The 24,429-nt window shown below is 64.6% G+C and carries 23 protein-coding genes; 5 read left to right on the top strand and 18 right to left on the bottom strand.

What is annotated here, in order from left to right:
• Positions 1 to 323: 323 nt before the first annotated feature.
• From FIU86_RS00390 to FIU86_RS00375, 4 genes are all read right to left on the bottom strand, one after another.
• Entirely contained in the window at positions 324 to 2,342 is a 2,019-nt protein-coding gene (locus tag FIU86_RS00390) for a VWA domain-containing protein (protein WP_152473259.1), read from the bottom strand.
• Positions 2,339 to 2,875 (bottom strand): RNA polymerase sigma factor, encoded by a 537-nt coding sequence (locus FIU86_RS00385; protein ID WP_172977388.1) that lies wholly within the window; start codon positions 2,873 to 2,875, stop codon positions 2,339 to 2,341. The genes FIU86_RS00390 and FIU86_RS00385 overlap by 4 nt, the downstream gene beginning before the upstream one ends.
• Positions 2,876 to 3,010: 135 nt before the next feature.
• Positions 3,011 to 3,895 (bottom strand): dihydrodipicolinate synthase family protein, encoded by an 885-nt coding sequence (locus tag FIU86_RS00380; RefSeq protein ID WP_152473257.1) that lies wholly within the window; start codon positions 3,893 to 3,895, stop codon positions 3,011 to 3,013.
• Between the two features lie 8 nt (positions 3,896 to 3,903).
• A complete protein-coding gene (locus tag FIU86_RS00375; RefSeq protein WP_152473256.1) occupies positions 3,904 to 5,382 on the bottom strand; it encodes an NAD-dependent succinate-semialdehyde dehydrogenase in 1,479 nt (492 codons plus the stop codon).
• Between the two features lie 83 nt (positions 5,383 to 5,465).
• Between FIU86_RS00375 and FIU86_RS00370 the strand changes: the two genes are divergently transcribed.
• Positions 5,466 to 6,254 (top strand): alpha/beta hydrolase, encoded by a 789-nt coding sequence (locus tag FIU86_RS00370; RefSeq protein ID WP_152473255.1) that lies wholly within the window; start codon positions 5,466 to 5,468, stop codon positions 6,252 to 6,254.
• A gap of 107 nt (positions 6,255 to 6,361) precedes the next feature.
• On the opposite strand, the gene FIU86_RS00365 is transcribed toward FIU86_RS00370, so the two are convergent.
• Positions 6,362 to 7,360, bottom strand: a complete 999-nt coding sequence (locus FIU86_RS00365) for a P1 family peptidase (protein WP_152473254.1) — start codon at positions 7,358 to 7,360, stop codon at positions 6,362 to 6,364.
• Positions 7,361 to 7,523: 163 nt separating this feature from the next.
• On the opposite strand from FIU86_RS00365, the gene FIU86_RS00360 reads away from it, so the two are divergent.
• Complete coding sequence (locus FIU86_RS00360; protein WP_152473253.1) at positions 7,524 to 8,762, top strand: aminopeptidase P family protein; 1,239 nt, start codon at positions 7,524 to 7,526, stop codon at positions 8,760 to 8,762.
• Between the two features lie 64 nt (positions 8,763 to 8,826).
• Here the strand turns inward: FIU86_RS00360 and FIU86_RS00355 are convergent, their stop codons facing one another.
• The 3 genes from FIU86_RS00355 to FIU86_RS00345 all read right to left on the bottom strand — a co-directional run bounded on the left by FIU86_RS00355 (position 8,827) and on the right by FIU86_RS00345 (position 10,534).
• On the bottom strand, positions 8,827 to 9,132 hold the full coding sequence (locus FIU86_RS00355) for a hypothetical protein (protein ID WP_057791430.1): 306 nt from the start codon (positions 9,130 to 9,132) through the stop codon (positions 8,827 to 8,829).
• 36 nt (positions 9,133 to 9,168) lie between these two features.
• Positions 9,169 to 9,843 (bottom strand): PspA/IM30 family protein, encoded by a 675-nt coding sequence (locus tag FIU86_RS00350; protein ID WP_152473252.1) that lies wholly within the window; start codon positions 9,841 to 9,843, stop codon positions 9,169 to 9,171.
• Between the two features lie 91 nt (positions 9,844 to 9,934).
• On the bottom strand, positions 9,935 to 10,534 hold the full coding sequence (locus FIU86_RS00345; RefSeq protein WP_152473251.1) for a TetR/AcrR family transcriptional regulator: 600 nt from the start codon (positions 10,532 to 10,534) through the stop codon (positions 9,935 to 9,937).
• 185 nt (positions 10,535 to 10,719) lie between these two features.
• Between FIU86_RS00345 and FIU86_RS00340 the strand changes: the two genes are divergently transcribed.
• Entirely contained in the window at positions 10,720 to 11,316 is a 597-nt protein-coding gene (locus FIU86_RS00340; protein WP_152473250.1) for a DUF1523 family protein, read from the top strand.
• Positions 11,317 to 11,331: 15 nt separating this feature from the next.
• Here FIU86_RS00340 and FIU86_RS00335 read toward each other — a convergent pair whose 3' ends face one another.
• From FIU86_RS00335 to FIU86_RS00300, 9 genes are all read right to left on the bottom strand, one after another.
• Positions 11,332 to 12,204: a DmsC/YnfH family molybdoenzyme membrane anchor subunit gene (locus FIU86_RS00335; RefSeq protein WP_152473249.1), complete on the bottom strand. Its 873-nt coding sequence runs from the start codon at positions 12,202 to 12,204 to the stop codon at positions 11,332 to 11,334.
• Positions 12,204 to 12,983, bottom strand: a complete 780-nt coding sequence (locus FIU86_RS00330) for a 4Fe-4S dicluster domain-containing protein (protein ID WP_152473248.1) — start codon at positions 12,981 to 12,983, stop codon at positions 12,204 to 12,206. Before FIU86_RS00330 ends, FIU86_RS00335 begins: the two co-directional genes overlap by 1 nt.
• Complete coding sequence (locus tag FIU86_RS22465; protein ID WP_172977387.1) at positions 12,980 to 13,132, bottom strand: hypothetical protein; 153 nt, start codon at positions 13,130 to 13,132, stop codon at positions 12,980 to 12,982. Before FIU86_RS22465 ends, FIU86_RS00330 begins: the two co-directional genes overlap by 4 nt.
• Positions 13,129 to 15,954, bottom strand: a complete 2,826-nt coding sequence (locus FIU86_RS00325) for a molybdopterin oxidoreductase family protein (protein WP_152473247.1) — start codon at positions 15,952 to 15,954, stop codon at positions 13,129 to 13,131. The genes FIU86_RS22465 and FIU86_RS00325 overlap by 4 nt, the downstream gene beginning before the upstream one ends.
• Before the next feature lie 123 nt (positions 15,955 to 16,077).
• The gene (locus FIU86_RS00320; protein ID WP_152473246.1) at positions 16,078 to 17,136 is read right to left on the bottom strand and encodes an acetate/propionate family kinase; all 1,059 of its coding nucleotides are present in this window, start codon (positions 17,134 to 17,136) and stop codon (positions 16,078 to 16,080) included.
• The gene (locus FIU86_RS00315; protein WP_152473245.1) at positions 17,133 to 18,065 is read right to left on the bottom strand and encodes a phosphate acyltransferase; all 933 of its coding nucleotides are present in this window, start codon (positions 18,063 to 18,065) and stop codon (positions 17,133 to 17,135) included. Before FIU86_RS00315 ends, FIU86_RS00320 begins: the two co-directional genes overlap by 4 nt.
• Before the next feature lie 82 nt (positions 18,066 to 18,147).
• Positions 18,148 to 19,926, bottom strand: a complete 1,779-nt coding sequence (gene xsc, locus FIU86_RS00310; RefSeq protein WP_152473244.1) for a sulfoacetaldehyde acetyltransferase — start codon at positions 19,924 to 19,926, stop codon at positions 18,148 to 18,150.
• A gap of 244 nt (positions 19,927 to 20,170) precedes the next feature.
• Entirely contained in the window at positions 20,171 to 21,628 is a 1,458-nt protein-coding gene (locus FIU86_RS00305; protein ID WP_152473243.1) for a PLP-dependent aminotransferase family protein, read from the bottom strand.
• A gap of 174 nt (positions 21,629 to 21,802) precedes the next feature.
• Positions 21,803 to 22,498, bottom strand: a complete 696-nt coding sequence (locus FIU86_RS00300; RefSeq protein WP_152473242.1) for a helix-turn-helix transcriptional regulator — start codon at positions 22,496 to 22,498, stop codon at positions 21,803 to 21,805.
• A 71-nt stretch (positions 22,499 to 22,569) separates the two neighbouring features.
• Between FIU86_RS00300 and FIU86_RS00295 the strand changes: the two genes are divergently transcribed.
• A complete protein-coding gene (locus FIU86_RS00295; RefSeq protein WP_152473241.1) occupies positions 22,570 to 22,896 on the top strand; it encodes an NIPSNAP family protein in 327 nt (108 codons plus the stop codon).
• Positions 22,893 to 23,240, top strand: coding sequence for an antibiotic biosynthesis monooxygenase (locus tag FIU86_RS00290; protein WP_103762762.1), 348 nt, complete (start codon positions 22,893 to 22,895; stop codon positions 23,238 to 23,240). The genes FIU86_RS00295 and FIU86_RS00290 overlap by 4 nt, the downstream gene beginning before the upstream one ends.
• Positions 23,241 to 23,337: 97 nt before the next feature.
• On the opposite strand, the gene FIU86_RS00285 is transcribed toward FIU86_RS00290, so the two are convergent.
• Positions 23,338 to 24,429, bottom strand: coding sequence for a CaiB/BaiF CoA-transferase family protein (locus tag FIU86_RS00285; protein ID WP_152476838.1), 1,092 nt, complete (start codon positions 24,427 to 24,429; stop codon positions 23,338 to 23,340).

Here is a 24,429-nt window from a genome sequence, read left to right as displayed (position 1 = left end):
CAGTGTAAAGCGATCCAATATGGCCCGGAAACGCGTTAAGCGACGCATCCTTCCATGCGAAACGCTCCGTGGCAGCCACGGGGCGTTTTTCGTTTGGGGTCGCGCATCTCCGGGCCGCGGTACGGCGATCCAACCGTTGTTCTAGAGCGCTTTATCCCGGCCAAATCCGCAAAAGAAATGAACGGCGCACCCAGTCTAGCCCAATCGCCGTGCCGTCGCACCAAAGGTGCGCCAATTGTAGTCGGCACGCCTCTGGCGTGACGGGGCGGCCCGGCGATGCGCGGCGGTGCAGCAAGCTGCACCTTGATTCCGCGCAGCACTGTTCATCGCGACAGGCTTTCCGCCAACCGCATCAGCTGCACCGCCTCGGCACGATAGCCGAACGGGTCTTCCTCCTTGGCCCCATTCGCCAGCGCAATCGCCTCCGTATAGCCCCAATCCCCAAGATACGTCTCCCCGCGTAACAACTGCCCGAACCCGGCAATCGCCGCTGCGAATCGCGCTTCGGCCCCGGCCTCGCCCCCTTCGACAATGGGTTGTTCGATCAGCTGGCTCTCATCTTCGCCCGGCGCCTTGTACCGCAGCTTGAAATACCCAAGCTCATCGGCCTCTCCGCTCACCGCCTCCGCCTCGCCATAGCGCAGCGGGTCACTCATCTGCGCGGGCGAGCCCACCGGCGTGATCTCGTAAAGCGCCGTCACCTGGTGCCCGGCCCCGATATCGCCCGCATCCACCCGATCGTTGTTGAAATCCTCGCGCCGCAACGCACGCGTTTCGTACCCGATCAGCCGATACTCGACGACTTCCGCCGGATTGAACTCCACCTGGATCTTCACATCATCGGCAATCGGGTAAAGCGCCCCGCTCACCTGATCGACCATCACTTTCTGTGCCTCAGACAGCGTGTCGATATAGGCCGCCTGCCCGTTCCCGTTCTGCGCCAGCGCCTGCATTGTCGCATCATCCAGGTTGCCGCGCCCAAACCCCATGACCGACAGGTAGGTGCCGCTCTGGCGCTGTTCGGCGATATAGTCTTTCAACGCCTCCGGGTCGCTGATCCCGACATTGAAATCCCCGTCCGTCGCCAGGATCACCCGCGATACCTCGCCCTCGCCGCTCATCTCCCCGGCCAGCGCGTAAGCCTGCTGCAACCCCGCCTGCCCCGCGGTTGAGCCTCCGGCCTCCAACCGGTCCAACGCGCCCAGAATCATCTCCCGCTCCGTCGCCGCGGTCGGCGCCAACGCCTGCCCCGCACTGCCTGCATAGGTCACGATCGCCACGCTGTCCCGCTCACTCAACTGCGGCAGCATCAGCGTCAGCGATTGCTTCAACAGCGGCAGCTTGTTCGCCGCCTGCATCGACCCGCTCGTGTCGATCAGAAACACAAGGTTCAGCGGCGGGCGATCCTCTACGGGCGGCATCTCGCCCTGGATCGCGATATGCACCAGCTGCGTGTCCGGGTTCCACGGCGTGTCCGTCACGCTGACCGTCGGTGCAAACGGCGCATCGCCATCCGGCGCGGCATAGTCGTAGGGGAAGTAGTTTACCATCTCCTCGATCCGCACCGCCTCCTCTGGCGGCAGGACCCCCGCTCGCAAGGACGACCGCACCACACCATACGATGCCGTATCCACGTCGATCGAGAATGTCGAAACCGGCTCTTCCGCCGTGATCTTCAGCGCGTTCGGCTCCGCCCTTGGAAACGCTTCGGTATCGCTTTCCGGCAAGGTCGCCACGCCATCCGCATCCGGCTGCGCGATCCGTCCGACCGTTGTGGTGTTGGCCGCCCCGTCGGCATACCCCTCAAGGTCGCGCGGCGCTATGGACTGCACCGCAGAAGGTGCCGCCTGCCGCCGCTTCTCTGCGCCCAACTCGGGTCTTGCCACCTGCGGCTCCGGCGCAGGCCTCGGTGCTTCGGCGTCCGACGCAGGCTCCGCCGGGGCGACATCTAGCGTCAGTTCCTCTGCGGGCTCGGGCACCGGCGCTTCCCTGCGCGCGCCCGCGTCCGCCAAACCGTCCTCCGCCTCCGTCACCGCCGGCTGCGCCCCCCGCAGCGCCGGCGCATTGTGCCAATCCGGCACCACCACGACCATTCCCAGCGCCACCAGCGCCGTCGTCGCCGTCAGCGCCCCGCGCGTATTCATCCGCATCAACATGTCCGTCACTCCTCTGACAAGGCCCGCTTTCGGGCGATCAGAGGTTTGACGCGCGCCATCCCGCGCCTCTTGGAGATCGGCAAAATTTTTCCGCGCCAGGGCGATGTCCGCCGCCTTCTTCCCGGCATCCGGCTTCGGTGTCGCGGCCTGCATCATGGCCTTCAGATCGTCGAGGTCGTCGCTCATGCGTCCTCCTCTCGCGCGCGCATCGCGCGCAGATGTTTCTTGGCCTCCGACACGCGCCACCCCACCGTGCCGCCCGAGATGCCCAGCACCTCGCCCGCCTCGGCATGGCTCATGTCATCCAGCACCAGTGCCAGCGTGTCCCGCAATTCCTCCGGCAGGGCGCGCATCGCTTGCGTCAGCCAGTCCACCGCCTCGGCCACCTCCGCATCCGCCGCCCGCCGGTCCACTTCCCAGTCGCCCCAGCCTTCCGCGTATTTCGCCCGCACAGCCGCCCTGCGCCGCCGGTCATGGGCCGCGTTCACCACCACCCGCCACAGCCACGTGGTAAACTTCGACGCCCCGCGAAAGCCCGACAGCTTCCCCGGCAGCGCCGCGCACACATCCTGCGTCAGATCCTCCGCCTCCGCCCTTGCCCCGGTCAGCCGAAACGCCAGCCGGAACACGGCATCGTAGTGCCGCTCGACCAAAGCCGAGAAAGCCGCCGCATCGCCATCGGCTGCGGCTATGGCCAGGGTTTCGTCACTGACAGTCATGCGCATCACGATTGTAGGACGCCGCCCGGTCGTCAATCCTTGGCGATGCGCGAAATAAATTTCACGCCAACAATGCAAGCGTAGGCTGGGATTTCATCCCACCGTGACGGGATCTCATCCCGCCCGTCGCGCCCCCTACAGAGCCCCGACCCGCTCCAGCACCGCCTTCAACTCGGCCCGGCCTTCGTCGCTCAGCCCATCCTGCGGCGGCAGCGGCGCGCCGACCTCATAGCCCTGCAATTCCAGCCCGCCCTTGACGCAAGCCGCAAGATTGTACTTCGCAAACGCCTGGTTCAACGCCCACAGATCGCGCTGCAACTCCATCGCCGCTTGGTACTGCCCGACCTTGCACAGCTCGTACAGTTTCACACTCTGCTTCGGCACGATGCACGCGGGCCCCGCCATCCAGCCCTTGCCCCCGATCAGCATCACGCAGGCCGGGATATGCGCCGAAGCGGCAAAGATATCCAGCTTGTCGCCCGCCCGGTCCATGATCGACAACAGCCGCCCGGTATTGCTCGACGCATCCTTCAGACAGCGGATGTTCTCGACCTCCGCCAGCTCCGCGACCAATGGCACGCTCAGGTCACTGCGCTGGAAATTCGGGTTGGTGTAGATCACGATCGGTAACTCCACCGCCGCCGCGACCGCCGTGAAGTAGTCCTTGATGCCCCGGTCACTCACCGGGAAATACGCCTCCAGCACCGCGAGGATCCCGTCACAGCCCATGGCCGCGAACTCCCGCGCCTGCCGCACGGCCTCGTGGGTCGTCGTCGCCGCGACACCCACCACCACCGGCACCCGGCCCTTGGCGGCCGCCACGACCGTCTCGACGATATCGCGCTTCTGCTGCCAGCTCAGATACGCAAACTCCCCCGTCGAGCCTAGTGGCGTCAGCCCATGCACGCCCGCGTCGATCAGGTCGTCACATAGCCGGGTCAGCACCGCGCGATTGACGCGGCCCTTGCCATCCATCGGCGACACCAGGTAAGGAAAGACCCCGTGAAATCCAACTCCCATGCCGTGTCTCACACGCTCATGCAGACGTATTTCATCTCCAGGAAATCCTCGATCCCGTGATGGCTGCCTTCCCGGCCCAGCCCCGACTGCTTGACGCCACCGAACGGTGCGACCTCCGTCGAAATGATGCCGGTATTCACCCCCACGATCCCGTATTCCAGCGCCTCGGCCACCTTGTAGACCCGGCTCAGATCCTTGGCGTAGAAATAGCTGGCCAAGCCAAATATCGTGTCGTTCGCCATGGCGATCACGTCATCCTCGTCCTCGAACTTGAAGAGCGGCGCCAGCGGCCCGAACGTCTCTTCCTGGCTCACCTTCATATCCTGCGTCACACCCGTCAGGATCGTCGGCTTGAAGAAATTGCCGTCCATCTCGCCATCCGCGCCACCAAGGATCACTTTGCCCCCTTTGGATTTCGCATCCTCGATATGCTCGACTACCTTCTCGGATGCCTCCGGGTTGATCAACGGCCCCAGCTCGGTGCCGTCCTCCAGACCGTCGCCGACCTTCATCTGGCTCACCCGGTCCTTCAGCTTCTCGGCAAAGGCGTCATAAACCCCCGCCTGCACATAGATTCGGTTGGCACAGACACAGGTCTGCCCGTTGTTGCGGAACTTGCACATGATCGCGCCTTCCACGGCGGCATCCACGTCGGCATCGTCGAACACGATGAACGGCGCATTGCCCCCCAGCTCCATCGAGCATTTCATCACCTGGTCGGCGGCTTGCCGCAACAGGATGCGCCCCACCTCGGTCGACCCAGTAAAGGTCAGCTTGCGCACGTTCGGGTTCTCGCAGAACTCCTTGCCGATGTCGCTCGACCGCGACGAGGTCACGATGTTGAACACCCCCGCCGGAATGCCCGCCCGCTCGGCCAGCACACCCATCGCCGTGGCCGACAACGGCGTCTCCGCCGCCGGACGACCCACGAACGCACAGCCCGCCGCCAGCGCGGGCCCGGCCTTACGCGTGATCATCGCGTTCGGGAAATTCCACGGCGTAATGGATGCGGCCACCCCGATCGGCTGCTTCAGCACCATGATCCGCTTGTCGCGCTGATGACCGGGGATCATCTCGCCGTAAACCCGCTTGGCCTCTTCCCCGAAGAACTCGATGAATGACGCGCCATAGGCGATCTCGCCCTTGGCCTCGGTCAGCGGTTTGCCCTGCTCGGCGGTCAGGATCGTGCCCAGGTCATCCTGGTGCTCCATCATGAGGTCGAACCACTTGCGCAGCACCGCCGCCCGCTCCTTGCCGGTCCACTTGGCCCATTCCTTCTGTGCCTTCGCCGCGCCCGCGATCACGTCGGCCACTTGGCTCCGATCCAGGTCCGCCACTTTGGCGATCACGTCACCCCGCGCCGGGTTCACCACTTCGAACGTCGCGCCGTCCGCACCGTCGACCCACTTACCCCCGGCATAGGCCTTCTCGGCCAGCAGATCGGGGTCCTTCAAAAGCGATTTCAGGTTGGTGGCAGTATCGAGCATGGCGCATCCTCCGGCAAAAACGTCTCGTCTTGGCAAAGCATCTGGGGCAGAAAATGTCTAGGGCCAGCCCGAAGGAGCAGATCATGGATTACGACGACGCCTACGCCAACGTCCCCCACATTCCGGACGGCGAAAGCTACCCACCCCGCTGGGCCTCCGAGGCGGCAGCCTTCCGCCAGGCACGCGCACCTGGCTGCGACGATCTCGGCGTTCCTTACGGCGATACCCCGCGCCAGGCCTACGACCTCCTCCGCCCCAAAACCGCGCCGAAAGGCACGCTCGTCTTCGTCCACGGCGGCTACTGGCTCCGCTTCGACCGCTCCTTCTGGTCCCACTTCGCCATGGGCGCGCTTGCCCGCGGCTGGTCCGTCGCCATGCCCTCCTACGACCTCTGCCCGGACGTGCGCATCGCCGACATCACCCGGCAGATCGCCCGCGCCATTCAGACCATCGCCAAGGTCGAGCCCGGCTCCCTCGCCCTCGCCGGCCACTCCGCCGGCGGTCACCTCGTCTCGCGCATGGCCCAGCCCGGCCTCCTGCCCACCGACATCACCGACCGCATCAACACAATTACCCCGATCTCCCCGGTCTCCGACCTGCGCCCGCTCCTGCACACCGCGATGAACGCCCAGTTCCAACTGACCGAAGCCACCGCCGCCGCCGCAAGCCCCGCGTTGATGGCCGACCGCCTCGCCATCCCCACTCACATCTGGGTCGGCGCCGACGAACGCCCCGTCTTCCTCGATCAAGCCCGCTGGCAGGCCGACGCCTGGTCCTGCCCTTTGCGCATCGACAAGGGCCGTCACCACTTCGACATCATCGACGCCCTCAAGGACCCCGAAAGCCCCCTGATGCGCGATATCCTCGTCTGACCCACGCCGGCTTTTTCTTGCCGAAAATACTCAAATCCCGCCGCACGCCACGCGCCCACCGCAAAGGCCCTGCATATGGTGGGTGAAAACCCACGCGCCCCTGCGTCTCATACCTGTCCGAACCGCTCCGCCCAACACGGCACCCCATCCCCCTCGGCGGGCCGCGCCGCATAAACCGCCCGGGCAATCGCCCGCGCCACGCAGGTGGCCGCCGCATGGCCCAGCGCCAACTGCCCCGCAACGTCCGGCGCAGCACCACGCCCCGTGGCGGCGGCAAAGATCAAATCCCCGTCCATCGGCGTATGCGAGGGCACCAAGGCACGCGCATACCCATCATGCGCCGCCACCGCCATCCGCGTGCACTGCGCCTGTGTCAGCGTCACATCCGTCGCAACCACTCCGATCGTCGTCGCCGCGTGCTGTCCCAGCTTCGTGCGCGGCGCGTGCACATCTCCGAAGTTCCGCGCCACGCCCAGCCCGCCAAACTCGTCACCCATCTCGAACGGCGCCGCCCAGAACTCGCCGCGCGCGCCGGCCACGGCCGACCCCAACGCGTTCACTGCTACTAGCGCGCCCACCGTCACACCCGACGCCAGTACGACCGAGGCCGAGCCCAAGCCTCCCTTGAAATCCGCCGTCACCGCGCCCGCTCCGGACCCGGAACTCCCAAGATCGAACGCCTCACCCCGTCCGGCCAGCGCCTCCCGCCCCAGCCGCTTGTACGGATTCTCCACCCAGTCCTTGTCTCCGCCATTCAGTAGATCGAACAGGATCGCCCCCGGCACGATCGGCACGCGCTGATCTCCCACGGCAAAGCCGCGCCCCTCGGCGCGCAACCCGTCCACCACGCCCGATGCCGCATCCAAACCAAACGCCGATCCGCCCGACAGCACCAGCGCATCGACCTCCTCCACCACCTTGTCCGGCGCCAGCAAATCCGTCTCCCGCGTCCCCGGCGCCCCGCCCATGACGTGCACACCAGCGGTAAAAGGCGCGTCCCCCACCACAACGCTCACACCCGTTTTCACCGCCGCATCTTCGGCCTGTCCCACCAGTATCCCCGGCACATCCGTGATCAGGTTCCGCTCTCCCGGTCTTGCCGTCATGGTCCGTTTCCGTCCTCTTTTTGTCGCGGACCATCTTGCCAGACACATCCCGCTCTGCAAGAACAGCATCAGACCCGCGGGCGATGGCGTCGCCCAAACCTCGGGTCTCACATCCCAACAGTCCTGAACGCCGGGACCTTTCTTTGATTAGGAGGGTCACACTATGACTGCACCTCAAAACCAGACCGACTTCGCGGCCAAGCGCCCCGACTTCTATCGCTTCCACAATGGCGAAAAGGCCCCGCTGCCCTTCGCACCGTCCGAGTACGATCAGCGCCTCGCCGACCTGCGCCGCATCATGGCCGAAACCGGCGTCACCGCCGCCGTCTTCACGTCGATGCACAACATCGCCTACTACTCGGGCTTCCTCTACTGCGCCTTCGGGCGGCCCTACAGCCTTGTCGTCACCGCCACCGATAGCGTCACCATCTCGGCGGGCATCGACGCAGGCCAGCCATGGCGCCGCAGCCATGGCGACAACATCACCTACACCGACTGGCAGCGCGACAATTACTGGCGCGCAATCGCCTCCGTCACCGGCACCGGCGGCGTGATCGGCTACGAATCCGACCACCTCACGGTGCAGCAACGTGGCAAGCTGGATCACTTCCTTTCGCCAAGGAAAACGGTCGACCTGTCACCTCACACCATGAACCAGCGCATGGCCAAGTCCCCCGCCGAGATCGCCCTCATCCGTCAATGCACCGCCATAGCCGATGTCGGCGGCCATGCCATCCGCGACGCGGTCCGCATCGGCACGCGCGAGATCGACGTGGCCATGGCCGGGCGCGACGCGATGGAATTGGAAATCGCCAAGCGTTTCCCCGATGCCGAATACCGCGACAGCTGGGTCTGGTTCCAGTCCGGCCTCAACACCGACGGCGCCCACAACCCCGTCACGGCCCGGCAACTCCAACGCGGCGATATCCTGTCGCTTAACACCTTCCCGATGGTCTCGGCCTATTACGTTGCCCTCGAACGCACCATGTTCGCGGGCGAGGTCGACGCCGCCTCGCTCGCCATCTGGCAGGCCAACGTCGCTGCCCACGAATACGGCATGTCCCTGCTGAAGCCCGGCATCTCCTGCGCCGAGGTCACGCACAAGATCAACGCCTTCCTGGCCGAGCGGGACCTGCTGCAATACCGCACGTTCGGTTATGGCCACAGCTTCGGCATCCTGTCGCACTACTACGGCCGCGAGGCCGGGCTGGAACTGCGCGAGGATATCGACACCGTGCTGCAACCCGGCATGGTCATCTCGATGGAGCCGATGCTGACCATTCCCGAGGGCCAGCCCGGCGCCGGCGGCTACCGCGAACACGACGTGCTGGTCATCACGGAGGACGGGCACGAAAACATCACCGGCTATCCCTACGGGCCGGACTTCAACGTGGTCGGCTGACGCGGAAAACACCCCCCGGAAACCTTCCCGGGGGGCATCTCATCCCTAACTTATCGCACAGGCTTTAGGCCGCATCCTTGCGCTCGGGCCCATAGCTCTCGCCCACGTAATCCTCCAACAGCTTTTCGTTCCTGGCTTCCTCGATCCGGTTGATCCGGTCGATCCGCGCCTGGTTCTCGAAACGATACTTCACGAAATTCACCAGGCTCAGCGTCAGCAGCAGCACCGCGATCCCCCAGAAGCCCTTGGTCGACAGCGGCACTTCGGTCGAAAGCCACAGCGACATGCCCAGCAGCACATAGGCCGCCGCGACGCCTATCGCGTTGAACGCCATGATCACGGTGTTGTCGGGTTTGTCATTGAATTGCATTGGTCGTCTCCTCGTTCAGTAGAAAATAACGTTCAGTTACTTGCGCTTCAGCCGGTCCAGCACCTGGTCCGCCGTCACTTTCGTCACCGGGCCAAAGCCCTGCGCCTCCATGCGAGCATCCAGGCTTTCGTGGTTCAGGTCCGCCTCGATCCCCTGAAGGATTTGCGATTGCTCGAACGGGTCATCCCGCCCCACCACCCGCGCGATCAATTCTTCGGCCTCATCTGCGGCAGACGTGTTGCCGATCGTGGTCCGCAAGGATCCCTGCACCTGCTGCTCGCGCCGGATGGCCCGGGCCGTCACAGCACCCTGCTTGAGGTCAATCAGCCGCCGATGCGCCACTTCCACGCTCCCGCGCAGCCGGATTACCTTGGCCTCCAGCCGGTCGACCGTGCCCTGCCGAAGCTGCGCCTCGTTCTCCATCGTCGCGACGGCATCCGCCGCCTGCCGCGCCAGGTCCTTGCGGTCCGAGGCCAGGGCATCTTCCGCCCGCCGCATCATGGTATCGATCCGCCCTTGCAGCGCGTCCAGGATCCGCTTTTCCGACCTCTGCCGCTGAATGAGCGAGGCCAAGGTCGCTTTTGCCGCCCTCAACTGCGTATCCGAGTCGCGGATCTTCTGATCGATCAACTCGCTCGCAAAGGCGTCCTTGACCTGCTCCTCCGCCCGCGCATTCGCCCCGGCGATCAATGTCTTCAGTGTCGTGAACATATTCCAATCCCTTTCTTGAACAATGTTCATGAATAGAGATATATAGTGCTTTGAACGCCGTTCAAGAATTATTTTGAACGATGTTTAGAAACTATCTGTTTCCGGTGACATTCCCGATCACCAGCACGATCATCCGGGTCATATCGGCGCGCGACACCTCTGACACCTGGTTGTCCAGTCCCAGTGCGACGATCCCATGCACCGACGAAAACAGCGCCCGCGCCATCAGCACCACATCGTCCTCCGGCATCTTCGGAAAGCAGTCACGCACCGGGGCCTCGATCAGGCCGAACAGGCGTTTCATCTGGTCGTGGTACCAATCCGGCGCCTCGACCCCGGCCACTGTCTGCACCTCGAAAAGGGTGCGCCAGGCGTTGCGATTGCCTTCCGCAAAATCAAGATAGGCCTCTGACATCGCGATCATGCGCGCGGTCGGGCTCCTCTGCGCGCGATCTTCCAAGCTGGCCTCGACGGCCTGCCCAAGCCGCCCGAAGGTCCGCCCGTTCACCGCGATGACAATGTCGTGCAAATCGCCGAACACGTTGTAAATCGCGCCCAGCGCGCACCCCGCCTCTCGTGCCAGTTCCCGCGCCTTGACTGCGGCCAGACCGCCTTGCGTCACTTTCGCCTCGGCCAGGTCGATCAACGTCTTTCGCAGCGCGTCCCGCCGCGCCTCAACCTTGCCCGCCATGCTGCCTCCAAACTTGAACTTTGTTCAGGAGTATACAACACGACGCAAAAGCCAACCCCGAACCGACACCGCAAACCAGATCCCGGTTTGCCCTGTCCCCCGGGTCGATGTCACACTATATCGTGTAAAACAGCCGGCGCGTTGGTGCCGAACCGACAGGGACCACTCAATTGCAAGGGGCCGTCATGCACTACATCAAATGGATTTTCGTCGCCGCCTTCTGGCTGCTGGTCGCGGGCTTCCTGCACTACACCCTGCCGCAGCACGACATCGCGCGCGTCACCGACACCTACGAAAAGCGCATTGATTTCGGCGAAAACTCGATCTTCTGGTCCAACGTGGGCACCGGCGACGCCGAAGGCACGCCCAACCGCGATATCTTCTTCATCCAGACCCGGCTCGCAGATGGCGGTGTCATGGTCTACCGCAACGAGGATACCGGCTGGGGCTGGCCGCCCTATTTCAAGTTCGATACCTCAAACCTTCAGGCCGAGGCCGCCGACCTGCGCTCCACCTCCGAGACCCCCAAATGGGTGTCGATCACCCATTACGGCTGGCGCAACGAGTTCCTGTCGATCTTCCCGAACGCCATATCGGTCGAACCGGTCGAGGGTCCGAATGTCACCATCATCCCGTGGTTCAACATTATCTTCCTGACGTTGCTTGCAGCCCTGGCCTGGGCCATCCGCGTCCGCTGGATCCGCTTCCGCGAACGCCGGATCGACCCTGTCACGGACGAGTGGGGCCTGACCGATCCGCAACCGGGCCAAGACCGCCTGTAAAGGCGGACAAGGCGCCTAGCGCTTCCCGTAATACAGGCCCACCACGTGCTCGGCCTCTGCAAAGAACAGCCAGCGCGACGCCGCGATCCCGCCCAGATGCGCCAGAACGGCCACAAGCGCCGCGATGTGCGAAAACGGCACAAGCAGAAGCACGAAAGGCACCGTGTAGCCGAACAAAAGCGCGATCATCCGCAGCTTCTGCGCGTGCTTGCGCCCCACCACGTAGACGAACTCCCGCAGCAAGTAATTGTTGCCCGTATGCGGCGGCTCGAACGCCCGCACAGTGCCGATATTGCCCAGCCCCGTCGCCGTGGCCATATCCGTGCCGCACTGTGCCAACGCCTTGTCGCCGCGCAGCCACCAGATGACCTGCACGGCGGCCGCGACGGGCATCAGGATCAGCGCAATCTCAACTTGCCCCGCCAGCAACGCCCCGCCGGCCAGCGCAATCGCCATGAACAAAAGCGGCGTCAGCGTCGTGTTCCAGCGCGGCACGGTCTTCATCTGCGTGTAGATCATCGAGGTGGTAAACACCGTCACCGCCGACAGCACCGCCCCGATCACCCCCACCAGCATCCATTGCGTGTCGAAAAATACCAGCCCCGCGCCATAAATCGCCATCACGATCAGCGCCGCGATCGAGGACACGCCTTCCCGGCTCAGCCACGAAGACCGCCATTGCGTGAACGCCTTCAACGCCCGTTCCGGGTGGCCCAAGTGAAATGTCGAGGCCATCAGCCCGCCCACGGCCAGCAGGTAGGCAATCACGAAAAAGGGGAACGCGACCCAGCCGGTCGGCACGATGACCCCCAGCCCCAGCCAGAAGAGCAGGCCGAACCCAAGGCCCGACAACGTGGTGAATACGATAACGGACGGGGCAGGATGCATCAGATCTTCTCCAGCGCTTTGTCGAGCCAGCCGATGAACCCTTTCGGCTCCTCCGCCACGGGTGCCAGCAGCGGCGCCAAAACGTCGATCTGCTCTTCAGGGGCGGCCATCACCCGGTCCTTGGGCCGGGGCGGCAGGTACTGGTTCACAGGCTTCGTGCCCTGCTCGGGCATCAGGTCCATGCCACCGCGTTCCTCGACCAGTTTCGACACATCGCTGTCCGGATCGCCCAGATCCCCGAAATGCCGCGCCCCCGCCGGACAGGTCCGCACGCAGACCGGCACCCGGTCCTCCTCGGGCAGGTTGTCGTTATAGATCCGGTCGACGCACAGCGTGCACTTCTTCATCACGCCCTCCGCCGCGTCCATCTCGCGCGCGCCATATGGACAAGCCCAAGCACACAGCCCGCAGCCGATGCAATCGCTCTCGTTCACCAGCACGATCCCGTCCTCGACCCGTTTATAGCTCGCGCCGGTCGGACATACGGTAACGCATGGCGCATCCTCGCAATGCAGGCACGACTTGGGGAAATGGATCAGCTGCGCCGCCGGATGCGGCATCCCGCTCTCGGCCAGAGGCTGCACTTCGTAGGAATGCACCCGGTTCAGGAACGTCCCGCTGGGATCGCTGCCATACGGATCCTGGTCGCTCAGCGGCGCGCCGTAATTCTCGGTGTTCCACCCCTTGCAGCTCACCACGCAGGCGTGACAGCCGACGCAAGTGTCGAGGTCGATCACCAGCCCCATCTTGCGCTGCGTCGTCTCGGGAAGCGTCGTCATGCTTGCCGCTCCTCTATCTTGGCTGGGACGGCGCTGCTAACGGCCGCATCCCCGCTCGTATTCCAATTGCCGATGAACCACACGAAGGTTCCGACCACAAAGATCACGAACGCCAATATAACGATCAATGTCAGGGTCTTGCCGCTCATTTGCCCACCTTCCAGCGCAACTCGTCCGGCCCGGTCCCCACCGGCGACGTGATCGGCGCGAATGTCGGGTGCGCCTCTTCGGGCGCCACCGTCTTTTCGATCTTGACGCGCAGGTCGAACCACGCCGCCTGCCCCGTCACCGGGTCACTGTTCGCCCAGCGCAGCCCGTCGCCCTTGGGCGGCAGCAATTCATGAATGAGGTGATTGAGCAGAAAGCCTTTCGTGGCCTCCGGCGCATCCTTTTCCAGCGCCCAGGCGCCCTTGCGCTTGCCGATCGCGTTCCACGTCCAGACGGTATTCTCGTTAAGGGCGGCCATGTGAGCCACCGGCACCGTGATCTCTCCATGCGCCGACGTGACCTTGGCCCAATCTCCCTCGGCAAACCCGTTCGCCTCCCAGATTTTGGTCGGCAGGTACAGCGGATTGCGCCCGTGGATCTGCCGCAGCCACGCGTTCTGCGACCCCCAGGAATGGTACATCGCCATCGGCCGCTGCGTCAGCGCGTGAACGGGATATTCCACCGGGTCCACATGCCCGTCCTCGAACGGTGGGTACCACACCGGCAGCGGGTCCAGCGTCGCCTTGATCCGCTCGCGCAGGTGCTCGGGCGGCTGCCGCTCGCCATGCCCCTCGGCGGCCAATTGGAATTTGCGCATCGTCTCGGCATAGAGGTCAAAGATAAATGGCTGCGGACTGTCATAGAGCCCCATGCCCACCGCCCAGTTCTGATAGCCCATGTTCCACGGCTTCATATAGGCGTGTTCCTCGGCGATATGGTTCACGAAGAACCCGCCATTCTCGATATATTTCTCCAGCTGGTCCTCGTTCGGCGCCCCGCGCCCGTGGGTCAGTCCGTCCTCGCCCTTGCGCCACCCGGCCAGCGGGCCGATGCCCGGCTTGCGCTCGTGGTTGACGATGTAATCGGCATAGTCCGCCCACTTGGCGCTGCCATCCTCGTTGGTGAACCCCGGCAGGCCCATCTTGTTGGCCAGCAACACCAGCGCCGTCTGAAACCCCTTCACGTCCCGGTCCGGCTCCACCACCGGCCAGCGGATCGCGTCGGCGGCGGCATCCGCCTCGCAGATCGGGCGGTCCAGCAGGCTGATGCAATCATGCCGCTCCAGATAGGTCGTGTCGGGCAGGATCAGGTCGGAATAGGCGACCATCTCGGAACTATACGCATCCGAATAGATGATATGCGGAATGACGTACTCGCCGTCCTCGTCGGTGTCCGTCAGCATGTCGATCACGCCGCGCGTGTTCATCGTCGAATTCCACGCCATGTTCGCCATGTACATGAACAGCGTGTCGATCTTGTACGGATCCCCCGCATGCGCATTGCTGATGACCATGTGCATCATGCCATGCGCGCTCATCGGGTTGTCCCAGGTGAACGCCTTGTCGATCCGCGCAGGTGTCCCGTCATCCTTCAGCGCCAGATCTTCCGGCCCGCGCACGAACCCAAGGTGCGGGCCGTCCAGCGGCTTGCCCGGCGTCACCTTGCAATGCGGCGTCGGGTGGATGCTCACGGGCTTGGGATACGGCGGCTTGAACCGAAAGCCCCCCGGCACCTCGACCGAGCCCAGCAGGATCTGCAACAGGTGCAGGCTCCGGCAGGTCTGAAACCCGTTGGAATGCGCCGAAATCCCGCGCATCGCGTGGAAACTGACCGGACGGCCCACCATCTTCTTGTGTGTCTGCCCCCGGAAGTCCGTCCACTCGCGGTCCAGCACAATCTCTTCCTCAAATGCCACGCGCGCCAGCTCCGCCGCAATCGCCCGGATACGCCGCGCACTCACGCCGCACCGCTCCGCCACCGCCTCGGGCGCGTAGTCCTTGCCCATGTACCGCTCCGCCAACAGGTGCATCACCGGCCTGTGCGTCACGCCATCCTTTTCATAGCTGGCCGACAGGTCCGGCTTCACACCGTTCTTGTCGAACGGCGCAGGCTGTCCAGTCGCCCGATCGATCACCAGAAGCTTGCCATCGGCGTCCCGCATGAGCAGCCCATGCTCAGGCGAGCTGGCATCGCAATTCACCAGTACCGGCGCGTTGGTGTACTCCGCCAGGTAGCGCAGGTCGATCTTCCCGGCGCGCAGCAATTCATGCACCAGCGCGAGGATAAACAGCCCATCGGTCCCCGGCGTGATCCCGACCCATTCGTCCGCGACGGCGTTATACCCCGACCGGATCGGATTCACCCCGATCACCTTGGCGCCGCGTTCCTTCACGCGCCCGATGCCCATCTTGATCGGGTTGCTGTCATGGTCCTCCGCCACCCCAAAGATCATGAACAGCTTGGTGTTCTCCCAATCCGGCTGCCCGAACTCCCAGAACGCGCCGCCCATCGTATAGATGCCCGCCGCCGCCATGTTGACGGAACAGAACCCGCCATGCGCGGCATAGTTCGGCGTCCCGAAATTCTGCGCCCAGAAGCTGGTGAAGCTCTGGCTCTGGTCGCGCCCGGTGAAAAACGCCAGCTTCTCCGGCGCCTCCTGCCGCAGCGGCTCCAGCCAGCCGGTGGCGATCTCCAGCGCCTCGTCCCAGCTGATCTCCTCGAACTCGCCCGACCCGCGCGGCCCGACCCGTTTCAGCGGCGCGCGCAGACGGCTTGGCGCATTGTGCTGCATGATCCCCGCGCTGCCCTTGGCGCACAGAACGCCTTTGTTCACCGGGTGGTCGCGGTTGCCCTCGATATAGGCGACCTTACCGTCCTTCATATGCACGTTGATCCCGCAGCGGCAGGCGCACATGTAACAGGTGGTCTTGCGCACCTCGTCGGACACCTTGGGCGAGGTATCCAGTTTGGGCTGATCCAGCATGTCGTCGCCTCCCTTGGCTTGTCCCGGTCACGCTAGGCCAGTTCACACCGCCCCGCGACCGCTTCTCTCGGTTCGTTCGCTTTCCCGAAGCCGATTGCCGGGAAAGCTGAAAATTCCATGCGCTCAGCCGGGCAAAAGCCCGACCACATCCCGCGCAATCTGCCGTTCCTCATCAGCGGGCACCACGTGCACCGGGATCTCTCCCAGCCAGGTCAGATGATCCATGATACGGTCGCGTATGGTTCCGGCATTCTCGCCGATCCCCCCTGTAAAGGCCACGGCATCCACGCCATGCATCGCGGCAATTGCCGACCCGGCCTGCCGCGCCGCCCAGTAGCAGAAATGCTCCACCGCGAACCGCGCATCCTCATCCTCGCGGCTCAGAAGCGTGGCCATGTCATTCGTGCCGGCCAGCCCCTTCAGCCCGCTTTCCTTGTTCAGGATCGTGCCGGCTTTCTCGATCCCATGATCTTCGGCCAGACGCAGCACCGCCATCCCGTCGATACATCCCGTCCGCGTGCCCATTACCAACCCATCCAGTGGCGAATACCCCATCGAGTTCGCCACCGACTTGCCCTCGACCATGGCGCACAGGCTGGCCCCGTTGCCAAGATGCAGCCCCAGCAGACGCCGGGGCAGGTCATCCCCGAACTGCGCCACCATCCCGGCATAGGAAAGCCCGTGAAATCCGTAGCGCCTTATGCCCTTGTCCCGCTCCGCCTGCGGCAGGGCATAGGTGACGGCGACCTGCGGGTTCGTCGCATGAAATGCCGTATCGAAACTGGCGAATTGCGGCAGGTCCGGCGCCAGCTTAGCCAAGGCCCGCACCCCCGACAGGTTATGCGGATTGTGCAGCGGCGCCAGCGGCACCACCGCCTCGATCTTTGCGATCACTTCCTCGGTCAGCCGTTCCGGCGCCGTCAGATGCGCCCCGCCATGCACCACGCGGTGCCCCGCCGCGATCAGCGACGACACCGGATGCCCCGCCGCTTCCAGCCGCTCGAGAATCAAACCCAACGCTGCCGTATGGTCTGCAACCGAAACGCCCTGCGTCTCACCCCCAAGGCTCAGCCGCCCCTGTCCGCCGATCTCGGTCAACGATCCCGACAGAACCGATTCCAGCGCAGGCGTGAACAGCTCCACCTTGATCGAGGACGACCCGGCATTGACGACCAGTATCATGCCGCCCCCCCGATCACGCCCAGCGCCGCCGAGGCGATGCGTTCCTCCGCGCCCTGCGCCCGGCTGGTCAGCAATATCGGCACCTTCGCGCCCAACACCACGCCAGCACAGCAGCACCCCATGCCGAACGACATCAGCTTGAACAGCGCGTTGCCCGTGGTGATGTTTGGCGTCAGCATGATGTCGGCATCGCCCGACACCTCGGACTCGTAGTTCTTCGCCTCCGCTGCCGCCTTCGACAGGATCAAGTCCATCGCCATCGGCCCCTGCACCACCGCACCCGGCAGCGCGCCCTTGGCCCACTCCGCGATCTCGACCGCTTCAACCGTGTTCGGCACGGTCGGGATCGGGTCCTCTGTCGGGGCGAGAATCCCCGCCTTGGGCCGCTCGATCCCCAGCTTGTAGGCCAGCATCACCGCATGGCTCAGGCACGCCTGCCGCGTCTCCACGTCCGGGTCCACGTTCAGCGCCGCATCGGTTAACAGCAAGGGCCGCTCCGACCCCGGCATCGTGATGTGAAATACATGCCCACACCGCGTCCCCTTTTCGCGCAGCCCAGCCGCCGACGGCAGCAACCCTTTCAGGAAGGTCGACGTGTGAATCTGCCCTTTCATGATCGCGCCCACCTCGCCCGCGCGCGCCATCTCGGCGGCCACCGGCGCGGCGGTCTCCTTCGGCGCGTGAATGAGCGGCAAGCCCGCGATATCCCACCCGATCTCCGCCGCCGTGGCCTTGATCTTGTCGTTGTCCCCGATCAGCACCGGATCGGCCAGCCCGGCCTCGGCCGCCTCGCGGATGCCCTGCAACGGGTTCGGCGCCCCGGCATTCACCAGTGCCACGCGCGGCCGCGGCAACGCCTGCGCCCGCGTCAACAATGAAGGCGGGCACTTGGGCTCACTCGCGGCGAGAAAGGGATATCGGTCTGTCATGTCTTGTCCTGTCACTCTGTCCAGGGCCCTGATCGGCCCCGCGTGGCACGTTATGCCCGCGAGGCGACAGGTTTGCGACGTCTCAGACCGCCTGCTCGACCATGTCGTCGGCGCTGATCCCGGCCACTTCCACCGGCTTCTTCATGGCGTCCCGGCGGAACGGTTCGCCCAGTTCCTGGTTGATCATCGCCTCGATCAGCGTGGTCGTCCCGTTCTCCATCTGCTCCTTGATCGCGGTGTTCAGCGCATCGGTCAGCTCGTCCATGGTCCGCGCCACGACACCTTTCAGCCCGCAGGCATTGGCGATCCCGGCATAGCTGACATCGTCATCCAGCTCGGTGCCCACGAAATTGTCGTCGAACCACAGGGTCGAGTTCCGCTTCTCCGCCCCCCACTGGTAGTTGCGGAACACGATCTGCGTGATCCCCGGCCACTCGCTCCGGCCAATGGCCGTCAGCTCGTTGACCGCAATGCCGAACGCGCCGTCCCCGGCAAATCCCACCACGGGCACATCCGGACACCCGATCTTGGCGCCGACAATGGCGGGCAGGCCATAGCCACAGGGGCCAAAAAGCCCCGGCGCCAGGTATTTCCGCCCCTCGTCGAAATCAGGGTACGCGTTCCCGATGGCACAGTTGTTGCCGATGTCCGAAGAGATGATCGCATTCCGCGGCAGCGCGCCTTGGATGGCCCGCCACGCCATGCGCGGGCTCATCCAGTCGGGCTTGTCCTTGCGCGCCCGTTCGTTCCAGGTGGTGCCGGGGTCGTCATCCTCGTGGTCCATGCTGGCAAGCTGCTGCGCCCATTTGCTCTTGGTCTCGGCAATCTTCGCCTTGCGCGCGTCGCGCCCCTCATCCCCGGCGGTCTCGCCCAGATTCTTCAGGATGCCCTGCGCCACCTTGGCCGCATCGCCCACGATCCCCACGGTCACCTTCTTGGTCAGGCCGATCCGGTTGGGGTTGATATCCACCTGGATGATCTTGGCGTCGGCAGGCCAGTATTCCATGCCATAGCCCGGCAGGGTCGAAAACGGGTTCAACCGCGTCCCAAGGCACAGCACCACGTCTGCGTCCTTGATCAGCTCCATCCCCGCCTTGCTGCCGTTATACCCGAGCGGTCCGGCGAACAGCGGGTGCGAACCGGGGAAGGCATCGTTGTGCTGATAGCCCACGCAGACCGGCGCGGTCAGCCGCTCGGCCAGTTCCATCGACGCCGCGATCCCGCCTTTCGACAAGACGACGCCCGCACCGTTCAGGATCACCGGGTTCTTGGCCTCGCTCAGCAGCGCGGCCGCCTCGGCCACCGAGTTGCTGCCACCCGGGCTCACCTCGAACTCGATCGCACTGGGAATCTCGATATCCACTACCTGCGTCCAGAAATCGCGCGGGATGTTGATCTGCGCCGGCCCGCACAGGCGCTTGGCTTGGGAAATCACCCGCGCCAGCACCTCGGCCACGCGCGTCGGGTCGCGCACCTCTTCCTGATAGGCCACCATATCTTCGAACAGCTTCATCTGCTCGACTTCCTGGAACCCGCCCTGGCCAATCGTCTTGTTCGCCGCCTGCGGCGTCACCAACAGCAGCGGCGTGTGGTTCCAGTAGGCGGTCTTCACGGCGGTGACGAAGTTGGTGATGCCCGGCCCATTCTGCGCGATCATCATGCTCATCTTGCCGGTCGCCCGGGTATAGCCATCGGCCATCATCCCCGCGCTGCCTTCGTGCGCACAGTCCCAGAACGTGATCCCGGCCTTCGGAAAGAGGTCCGAAATCGGCATCATCGCAGACCCGATGATCCCGAACGCATGCTGGATTCCGTGGCGTTGCAGCGTTTTGACAAAGGCTTCTTCGGTGGTCATCTTCATGACAGTGCTCCTGAACAATGGAAAAGGCCGGTCCTCCCCCGGCGCGGTTTGAAGGGAAGCTACCCTCGCAGTCAGCCCCATTCTAGGGCCAGATCCTGCTGCATACTATAGCCAGAGGTCATTTTTATTGAGACTTTTGGTCTCAGAAATTTGTAATATGGAACCACACCATATCTGGCCAAACCTCTTTTCAACCTTTTGAACAAGGCGTTCGTGCGGTTCTGCGCCATGGACCCAACTGGCCTTAAGACCTCAGCTCATTTGCCAGTATCCCGATCCCGTCCGCGATCCGCTCCGAGGGAATCGAGGAATAGGCCAATCGATAGAAGTTGCGCGGCGCCCGCGCGGCCTCGAAAAACGGCCGTCCCGGCTCGATCAGAACGCCCCGGGCTTGCAACCGGCGCGCAAGATCCTCGGTATCCACCCCCTCCGCCGCCCGCATCCAGATCGAGCTTCCGCCGAACGCCCCGCGCCCTTCCACGCCCAGCCCGTGATCTTCCAGGGCCGCTTCCATCACCTGCCGCCGCCGCGCATAAGCCTTGCCGATCCGCCGGATCAGGCTGTCGTAATGCCCCAGGCTCAGAAAATAGGCCGTGGTCCGCTGAACATGCCCCGGCGGATGCCGCAGCACGCTGGCCCGCAGCGCCCGCGCCTCGCGGATGAACGCCTGCGGCCCGACAAGATACCCCAGCCGCAGCCCCGGAAAGATCGACTTGGAAAAGCTGCCGACGTAAATCACCCGCCCATCCGTATCGAGCGATTTCAGCGACGGCAGCGGGGCGCGCAGAAAGCTGATCTCGAACTCGTAATCGTCCTCGACGATCAGCGCCTCCATCTCCCGCGCGCGGGCCAGCAGGTCCTGCCGCCGGTCCAGCGGCATCGTCGCATTGGTCGGCGCCTGGTGGCTCGGCGTGGTGAAAATCACGTCCGCCCGCTCCGGCAAATCCTGCGGCCGCAGCCCGTCACGATCCACCGGCACCGGCGCCATGTGACAGCGCGACTGGGTCAGGATATCACGCAGCGCGTGGTAACAAGGCTCCTCCACCGCCGCCGTCCGCCGCTGTGTCAACAGCACCTGTGCCGTCAGCCAAAGCGCATTCTGCGCCCCCATCGTCAGCAGGATCTCCCCCGGCTCTGCCAAAATCCCCCGCCGCGGCAGGGTGTGCCGCGCAATGAACTCGATCAGCTTCGGATCGTCCTGGTCATAGGCATCCGCCGCCAGCGCCTGGAACTCTTTCTGCCCCAGCGCGCGCAGCGCACAATGGCGCCAGCTCGCGTGATCGAACAGGCTCGGATCGGTCTGCCCGAAAATGAATGGATAAGGATACTCCGACCAATCCCTCGGCTTTTCCGGCGTCGCTCCGCCCGTGTACCGCCGCCCGATCGCCCGCCCCCAGTCGATCACGTCGCCCTTCGCCGCACTGGGCGTGAACGCAGGCGGCTCAGGCGCGTTCTGCGACACGAAATACCCCGAGCGGTCCCGGCTCTCCAGATAGTCGTTGGCCTGCAACTCGGTATAGGCCAGCGTCACCGTGATCCGGCTCACCCCCAGATGCTCGGCCATCCTGCGCGAAGAGGGCAGCTTCTCGCCCTTGCGGAACCGCCCCGACAGGATGCCCTGCGCGATCATCTGCTGGATCTGCGCCTGCAACGTCCCCTCCGCCTCGGGCGACAGGAAAAAGCTTTCCACCGATATGGCCATCAGAAAACTCTACACTGGCCTCATCGGCTCCGCAATCTGGACCGATGCCCACGGCTTTCACTGTTCCCCAAATACTCCCGCCGGAGGCACCCCAGAACCCGACCGGCACGGCCTCATCCGCACCTACGCGCAACCGGTCCGAGCGGGTAGGGTGGGTGAAAACCCACGCGCCCCTCACCGATGGTGCAGGCCCCCGCCAAACACCTCCGCAAACGCCGCCGCGCCGTCCGGCGAAAAACGCACCACCCGCGTTCCTTTCACACGGGTGGCCCAGCCCAATGCCTCGATCCGGCTCAACATCGCCCGTCCAAGTTGCCCCGCCAGATGCGAGCGTCGCTCCGACCAGTCCAGGCAATCGCGGCACAGCGGCGCCCGTGATTTCGGCAACCCGTCCAGGTCGATCCCGAACCCTGTCACGAAACCTCGTCCCGCGTCCGTCAGTTCAAGCGCCTCGCCACTCTGCCACAGAACCCCCCGCGCCAGCAGCGCATCATACATCTGCGTTCCCATGTCTCCGGCCAGATGGTTGTAACAGACCCGCGCCTTGCGCATCTCAGGGTCTCGTGGCCCGGGCCGCGTCCGCAACGCGCCGGTCCCCGCGGCCAGCCCCATCAGCGCCTCCAGCACATGCGCCACCTCGTCACCGGCCAGCCGGAAATACTTGTGCCGCCCTTCGCGCCGCAGCGAGATCAGCCCGCCCGCCTCGAGCTTCGACAGATGCGCCGAGGCCGTCTGCAACGTCACCCCCGCCTCCGCCGCCAGCTCGCTCGCGGTCAAAGCCATCCCGCTGATCAGCGCGGTCAGCATGTTGGCCCGCGCCGGATCTCCGATCAGCGCGGCAACGCGGGAAATATCAGGACCGTCCTTCATAGTTCGACACTAGCCGAACCATTACGCCCCGTCCATCCGCTACAACAGGGGCGATCCCAAAGGAGACACCCATGCTGACCTGCATCATCCGCTACCACATCGATCCCACGAAACACGCCCAGTTCGCTCATTACGCGCGCAACTGGGGCACCGCCATCCCGCGCTGTGGCGCCGACCTCATCGGCTATTTCGCCCCGCACGAAGGCTCCTCTACGCTGGCCTTCGGCATCTACAACATCCCCAGCCTGGCTGAATACGAAGCCTACCGCGCCTGCCTCGCCGCAGATCCATTGGGTCGCGATAATTACGCCTTCGCACAATCCGAGAAGTTCCTCTTGCGCGAGGACCGCACCTTCCTGAAATGTGTCTCGACACCGCAGCAAGGAGACACCAAATGATCGCCGTCATCTTCGAGGTCATGCCGCACCCGGATCAAAAAGACGCCTATCTCGACATGGCCGCCAAGATGAAACCGCTTGCGGAAGGCATCGACGGCTTCATCTCGGTGGAACGCTTTCAAAGCCTGGTGAACCCGGAAAAGCTGCTGTCCCTCAGCTTTTGGCGCGACGAGGCCGCTCTGGACGAATGGCGCCGGCTTGAGGCCCACCGCGGCGCCCAGCGCGCAGGCCGCGAGATCATGTTCGACGATTACCGCCTGCGCGTCGTGTCGGTCATCCGCGACTACGGCATGTTCGAGCGCGACGAGGCGCCAGACGACAGCAAGCAAGTCCACGGCGGATGAGACCGCACGCCCCGTCCCGGGCCTGACCCGGGACCTCGCGCGGCAAGCCCCCTGGATCAAGCTCGGAATACCATACGAATGCGTATGTCCGGCGCCGTCAGATCAGCCCGCGCGCCCGCAGACCGTCCAGCACGGCTTCGGTATCCTGCCCCCGCGCCGGTACCGGGTTCGGCGCCAGCGGCTGCCCATCAAACCGCGGCGCCGGAGCCGGTTGCAACCCGCCCTCGCCCGCGTGCCAGATCGCGCGCGCGGCGATATGCGGATCCTCCGCCGCCTCCCACGGGCTCAGCACAGGCGCGACACAGGCGTCCGACCCCTCGAACAGTGCGGCCCAATGACCAACCGGCTGCGCCGCAAACAACGCCGCCAGCCGCGCCGTCTGCTCCGGCCACTGTGCCCGATCGTACTGCGCCCCGAAGAGTGGATCGTCATCCAGCCCAAGAAGATCCAGAAATAGCGCATAGAACTGCGGCTCAAGGCATTGCACCGACAGGTACCGCCCGTCGGCACAAACGTATGTCCGCCCCCAGGGCGGCGCATCCAGCAGGCTCTCACCGCGCGTCTGCGACAGGTTCCCACCGCCCGCCATCGCCATGAACAGCGCCATCATATGCGCCGACCCGTCGGTGATCGCAGCATCCACCACCGTGCCCTGTCCTGTTCGCTGCGCGTTCAGCAGACCGCTCAGAATACCGGCCACAAGGTACAGCGCCCCGCCCCCGATATCTCCCACGATCGTCGGCGGCGTCAGTGGCACATCGCCCGGGGTCGAAGCATAGTAAAGCGCCCCCGCCGTGGCGATGTAATTATAATCATGCCCCGCCAGATGCGCCCGCGGCCCGTCCTGCCCCCAGCCCGTCATCCGTCCATACACAAGTGTCGGGTTACTCTCCGCAAACGCTTCCGGCCCCAGTCCAAGCCGCTCCATCACCCCGGGCCGCAACCCTTCGATCAGCGCATCGGCTTCATTCACCAGCGCCTTCGCCGCCGCCATGTCGCCGGGGTCCTTGAGGTCCAGCACCACGGCCCGCTTGCCCCGGTCGAGCATGTTGTGCTCGCCCATCGTGGGATTGGCAGAACCGGGGCGCTGGACAGCCGTCACCTCCGCACCCAGATCGGCCAGCATCATGGCCGCAAAAGGCGCGGGACCAAGGCCCTCGAACTCGATGATGCGGATGCCGGTGAGCAT

Origin of the sequence: Roseovarius sp. THAF9, assembly GCF_009363715.1 — a bacterium.
Taxonomy (GTDB): domain Bacteria; phylum Pseudomonadota; class Alphaproteobacteria; order Rhodobacterales; family Rhodobacteraceae; genus Roseovarius.
This window is presented reverse-complemented; position numbering and strand designations above follow the sequence as displayed.

What these genes read in the sequence shown, in the direction of transcription:
- FIU86_RS00390 (WP_152473259.1), bottom strand. Translation starts at nt 2,342, where the DNA reads ATGAGCGACGACCTCGACGATCTGAAGGCCATGATGCAGGCCGCGACA.
- FIU86_RS00385 (WP_172977388.1), bottom strand. Translation starts at nt 2,875, where the DNA reads ATGACTGTCAGTGACGAAACCCTGGCCATAGCCGCAGCCGATGGCGAT.
- FIU86_RS00380 (WP_152473257.1), bottom strand. Translation starts at nt 3,895, where the DNA reads ATGGGAGTTGGATTTCACGGGGTCTTTCCTTACCTGGTGTCGCCGATG.
- FIU86_RS00375 (WP_152473256.1), bottom strand. Translation starts at nt 5,382, where the DNA reads ATGCTCGATACTGCCACCAACCTGAAATCGCTTTTGAAGGACCCCGAT.
- FIU86_RS00370 (WP_152473255.1), top strand. Translation starts at nt 5,466, where the DNA reads ATGGATTACGACGACGCCTACGCCAACGTCCCCCACATTCCGGACGGC.
- FIU86_RS00365 (WP_152473254.1), bottom strand. Translation starts at nt 7,360, where the DNA reads ATGACGGCAAGACCGGGAGAGCGGAACCTGATCACGGATGTGCCGGGG.
- FIU86_RS00360 (WP_152473253.1), top strand. Translation starts at nt 7,524, where the DNA reads ATGACTGCACCTCAAAACCAGACCGACTTCGCGGCCAAGCGCCCCGAC.
- FIU86_RS00355 (WP_057791430.1), bottom strand. Translation starts at nt 9,132, where the DNA reads ATGCAATTCAATGACAAACCCGACAACACCGTGATCATGGCGTTCAAC.
- FIU86_RS00350 (WP_152473252.1), bottom strand. Translation starts at nt 9,843, where the DNA reads ATGTTCACGACACTGAAGACATTGATCGCCGGGGCGAATGCGCGGGCG.
- FIU86_RS00345 (WP_152473251.1), bottom strand. Translation starts at nt 10,534, where the DNA reads ATGGCGGGCAAGGTTGAGGCGCGGCGGGACGCGCTGCGAAAGACGTTG.
- FIU86_RS00340 (WP_152473250.1), top strand. Translation starts at nt 10,720, where the DNA reads ATGCACTACATCAAATGGATTTTCGTCGCCGCCTTCTGGCTGCTGGTC.
- FIU86_RS00335 (WP_152473249.1), bottom strand. Translation starts at nt 12,204, where the DNA reads ATGCATCCTGCCCCGTCCGTTATCGTATTCACCACGTTGTCGGGCCTT.
- FIU86_RS00330 (WP_152473248.1), bottom strand. Translation starts at nt 12,983, where the DNA reads ATGACGACGCTTCCCGAGACGACGCAGCGCAAGATGGGGCTGGTGATC.
- FIU86_RS22465 (WP_172977387.1), bottom strand. Translation starts at nt 13,132, where the DNA reads ATGAGCGGCAAGACCCTGACATTGATCGTTATATTGGCGTTCGTGATC.
- FIU86_RS00325 (WP_152473247.1), bottom strand. Translation starts at nt 15,954, where the DNA reads ATGCTGGATCAGCCCAAACTGGATACCTCGCCCAAGGTGTCCGACGAG.
- FIU86_RS00320 (WP_152473246.1), bottom strand. Translation starts at nt 17,136, where the DNA reads ATGATACTGGTCGTCAATGCCGGGTCGTCCTCGATCAAGGTGGAGCTG.
- FIU86_RS00315 (WP_152473245.1), bottom strand. Translation starts at nt 18,065, where the DNA reads ATGACAGACCGATATCCCTTTCTCGCCGCGAGTGAGCCCAAGTGCCCG.
- xsc (WP_152473244.1), bottom strand. Translation starts at nt 19,926, where the DNA reads ATGAAGATGACCACCGAAGAAGCCTTTGTCAAAACGCTGCAACGCCAC.
- FIU86_RS00305 (WP_152473243.1), bottom strand. Translation starts at nt 21,628, where the DNA reads ATGGCCATATCGGTGGAAAGCTTTTTCCTGTCGCCCGAGGCGGAGGGG.
- FIU86_RS00300 (WP_152473242.1), bottom strand. Translation starts at nt 22,498, where the DNA reads ATGAAGGACGGTCCTGATATTTCCCGCGTTGCCGCGCTGATCGGAGAT.
- FIU86_RS00295 (WP_152473241.1), top strand. Translation starts at nt 22,570, where the DNA reads ATGCTGACCTGCATCATCCGCTACCACATCGATCCCACGAAACACGCC.
- FIU86_RS00290 (WP_103762762.1), top strand. Translation starts at nt 22,893, where the DNA reads ATGATCGCCGTCATCTTCGAGGTCATGCCGCACCCGGATCAAAAAGAC.
- FIU86_RS00285 (WP_152476838.1), bottom strand. Translation starts at nt 24,429, where the DNA reads ATGCTCACCGGCATCCGCATCATCGAGTTCGAGGGCCTTGGTCCCGCG.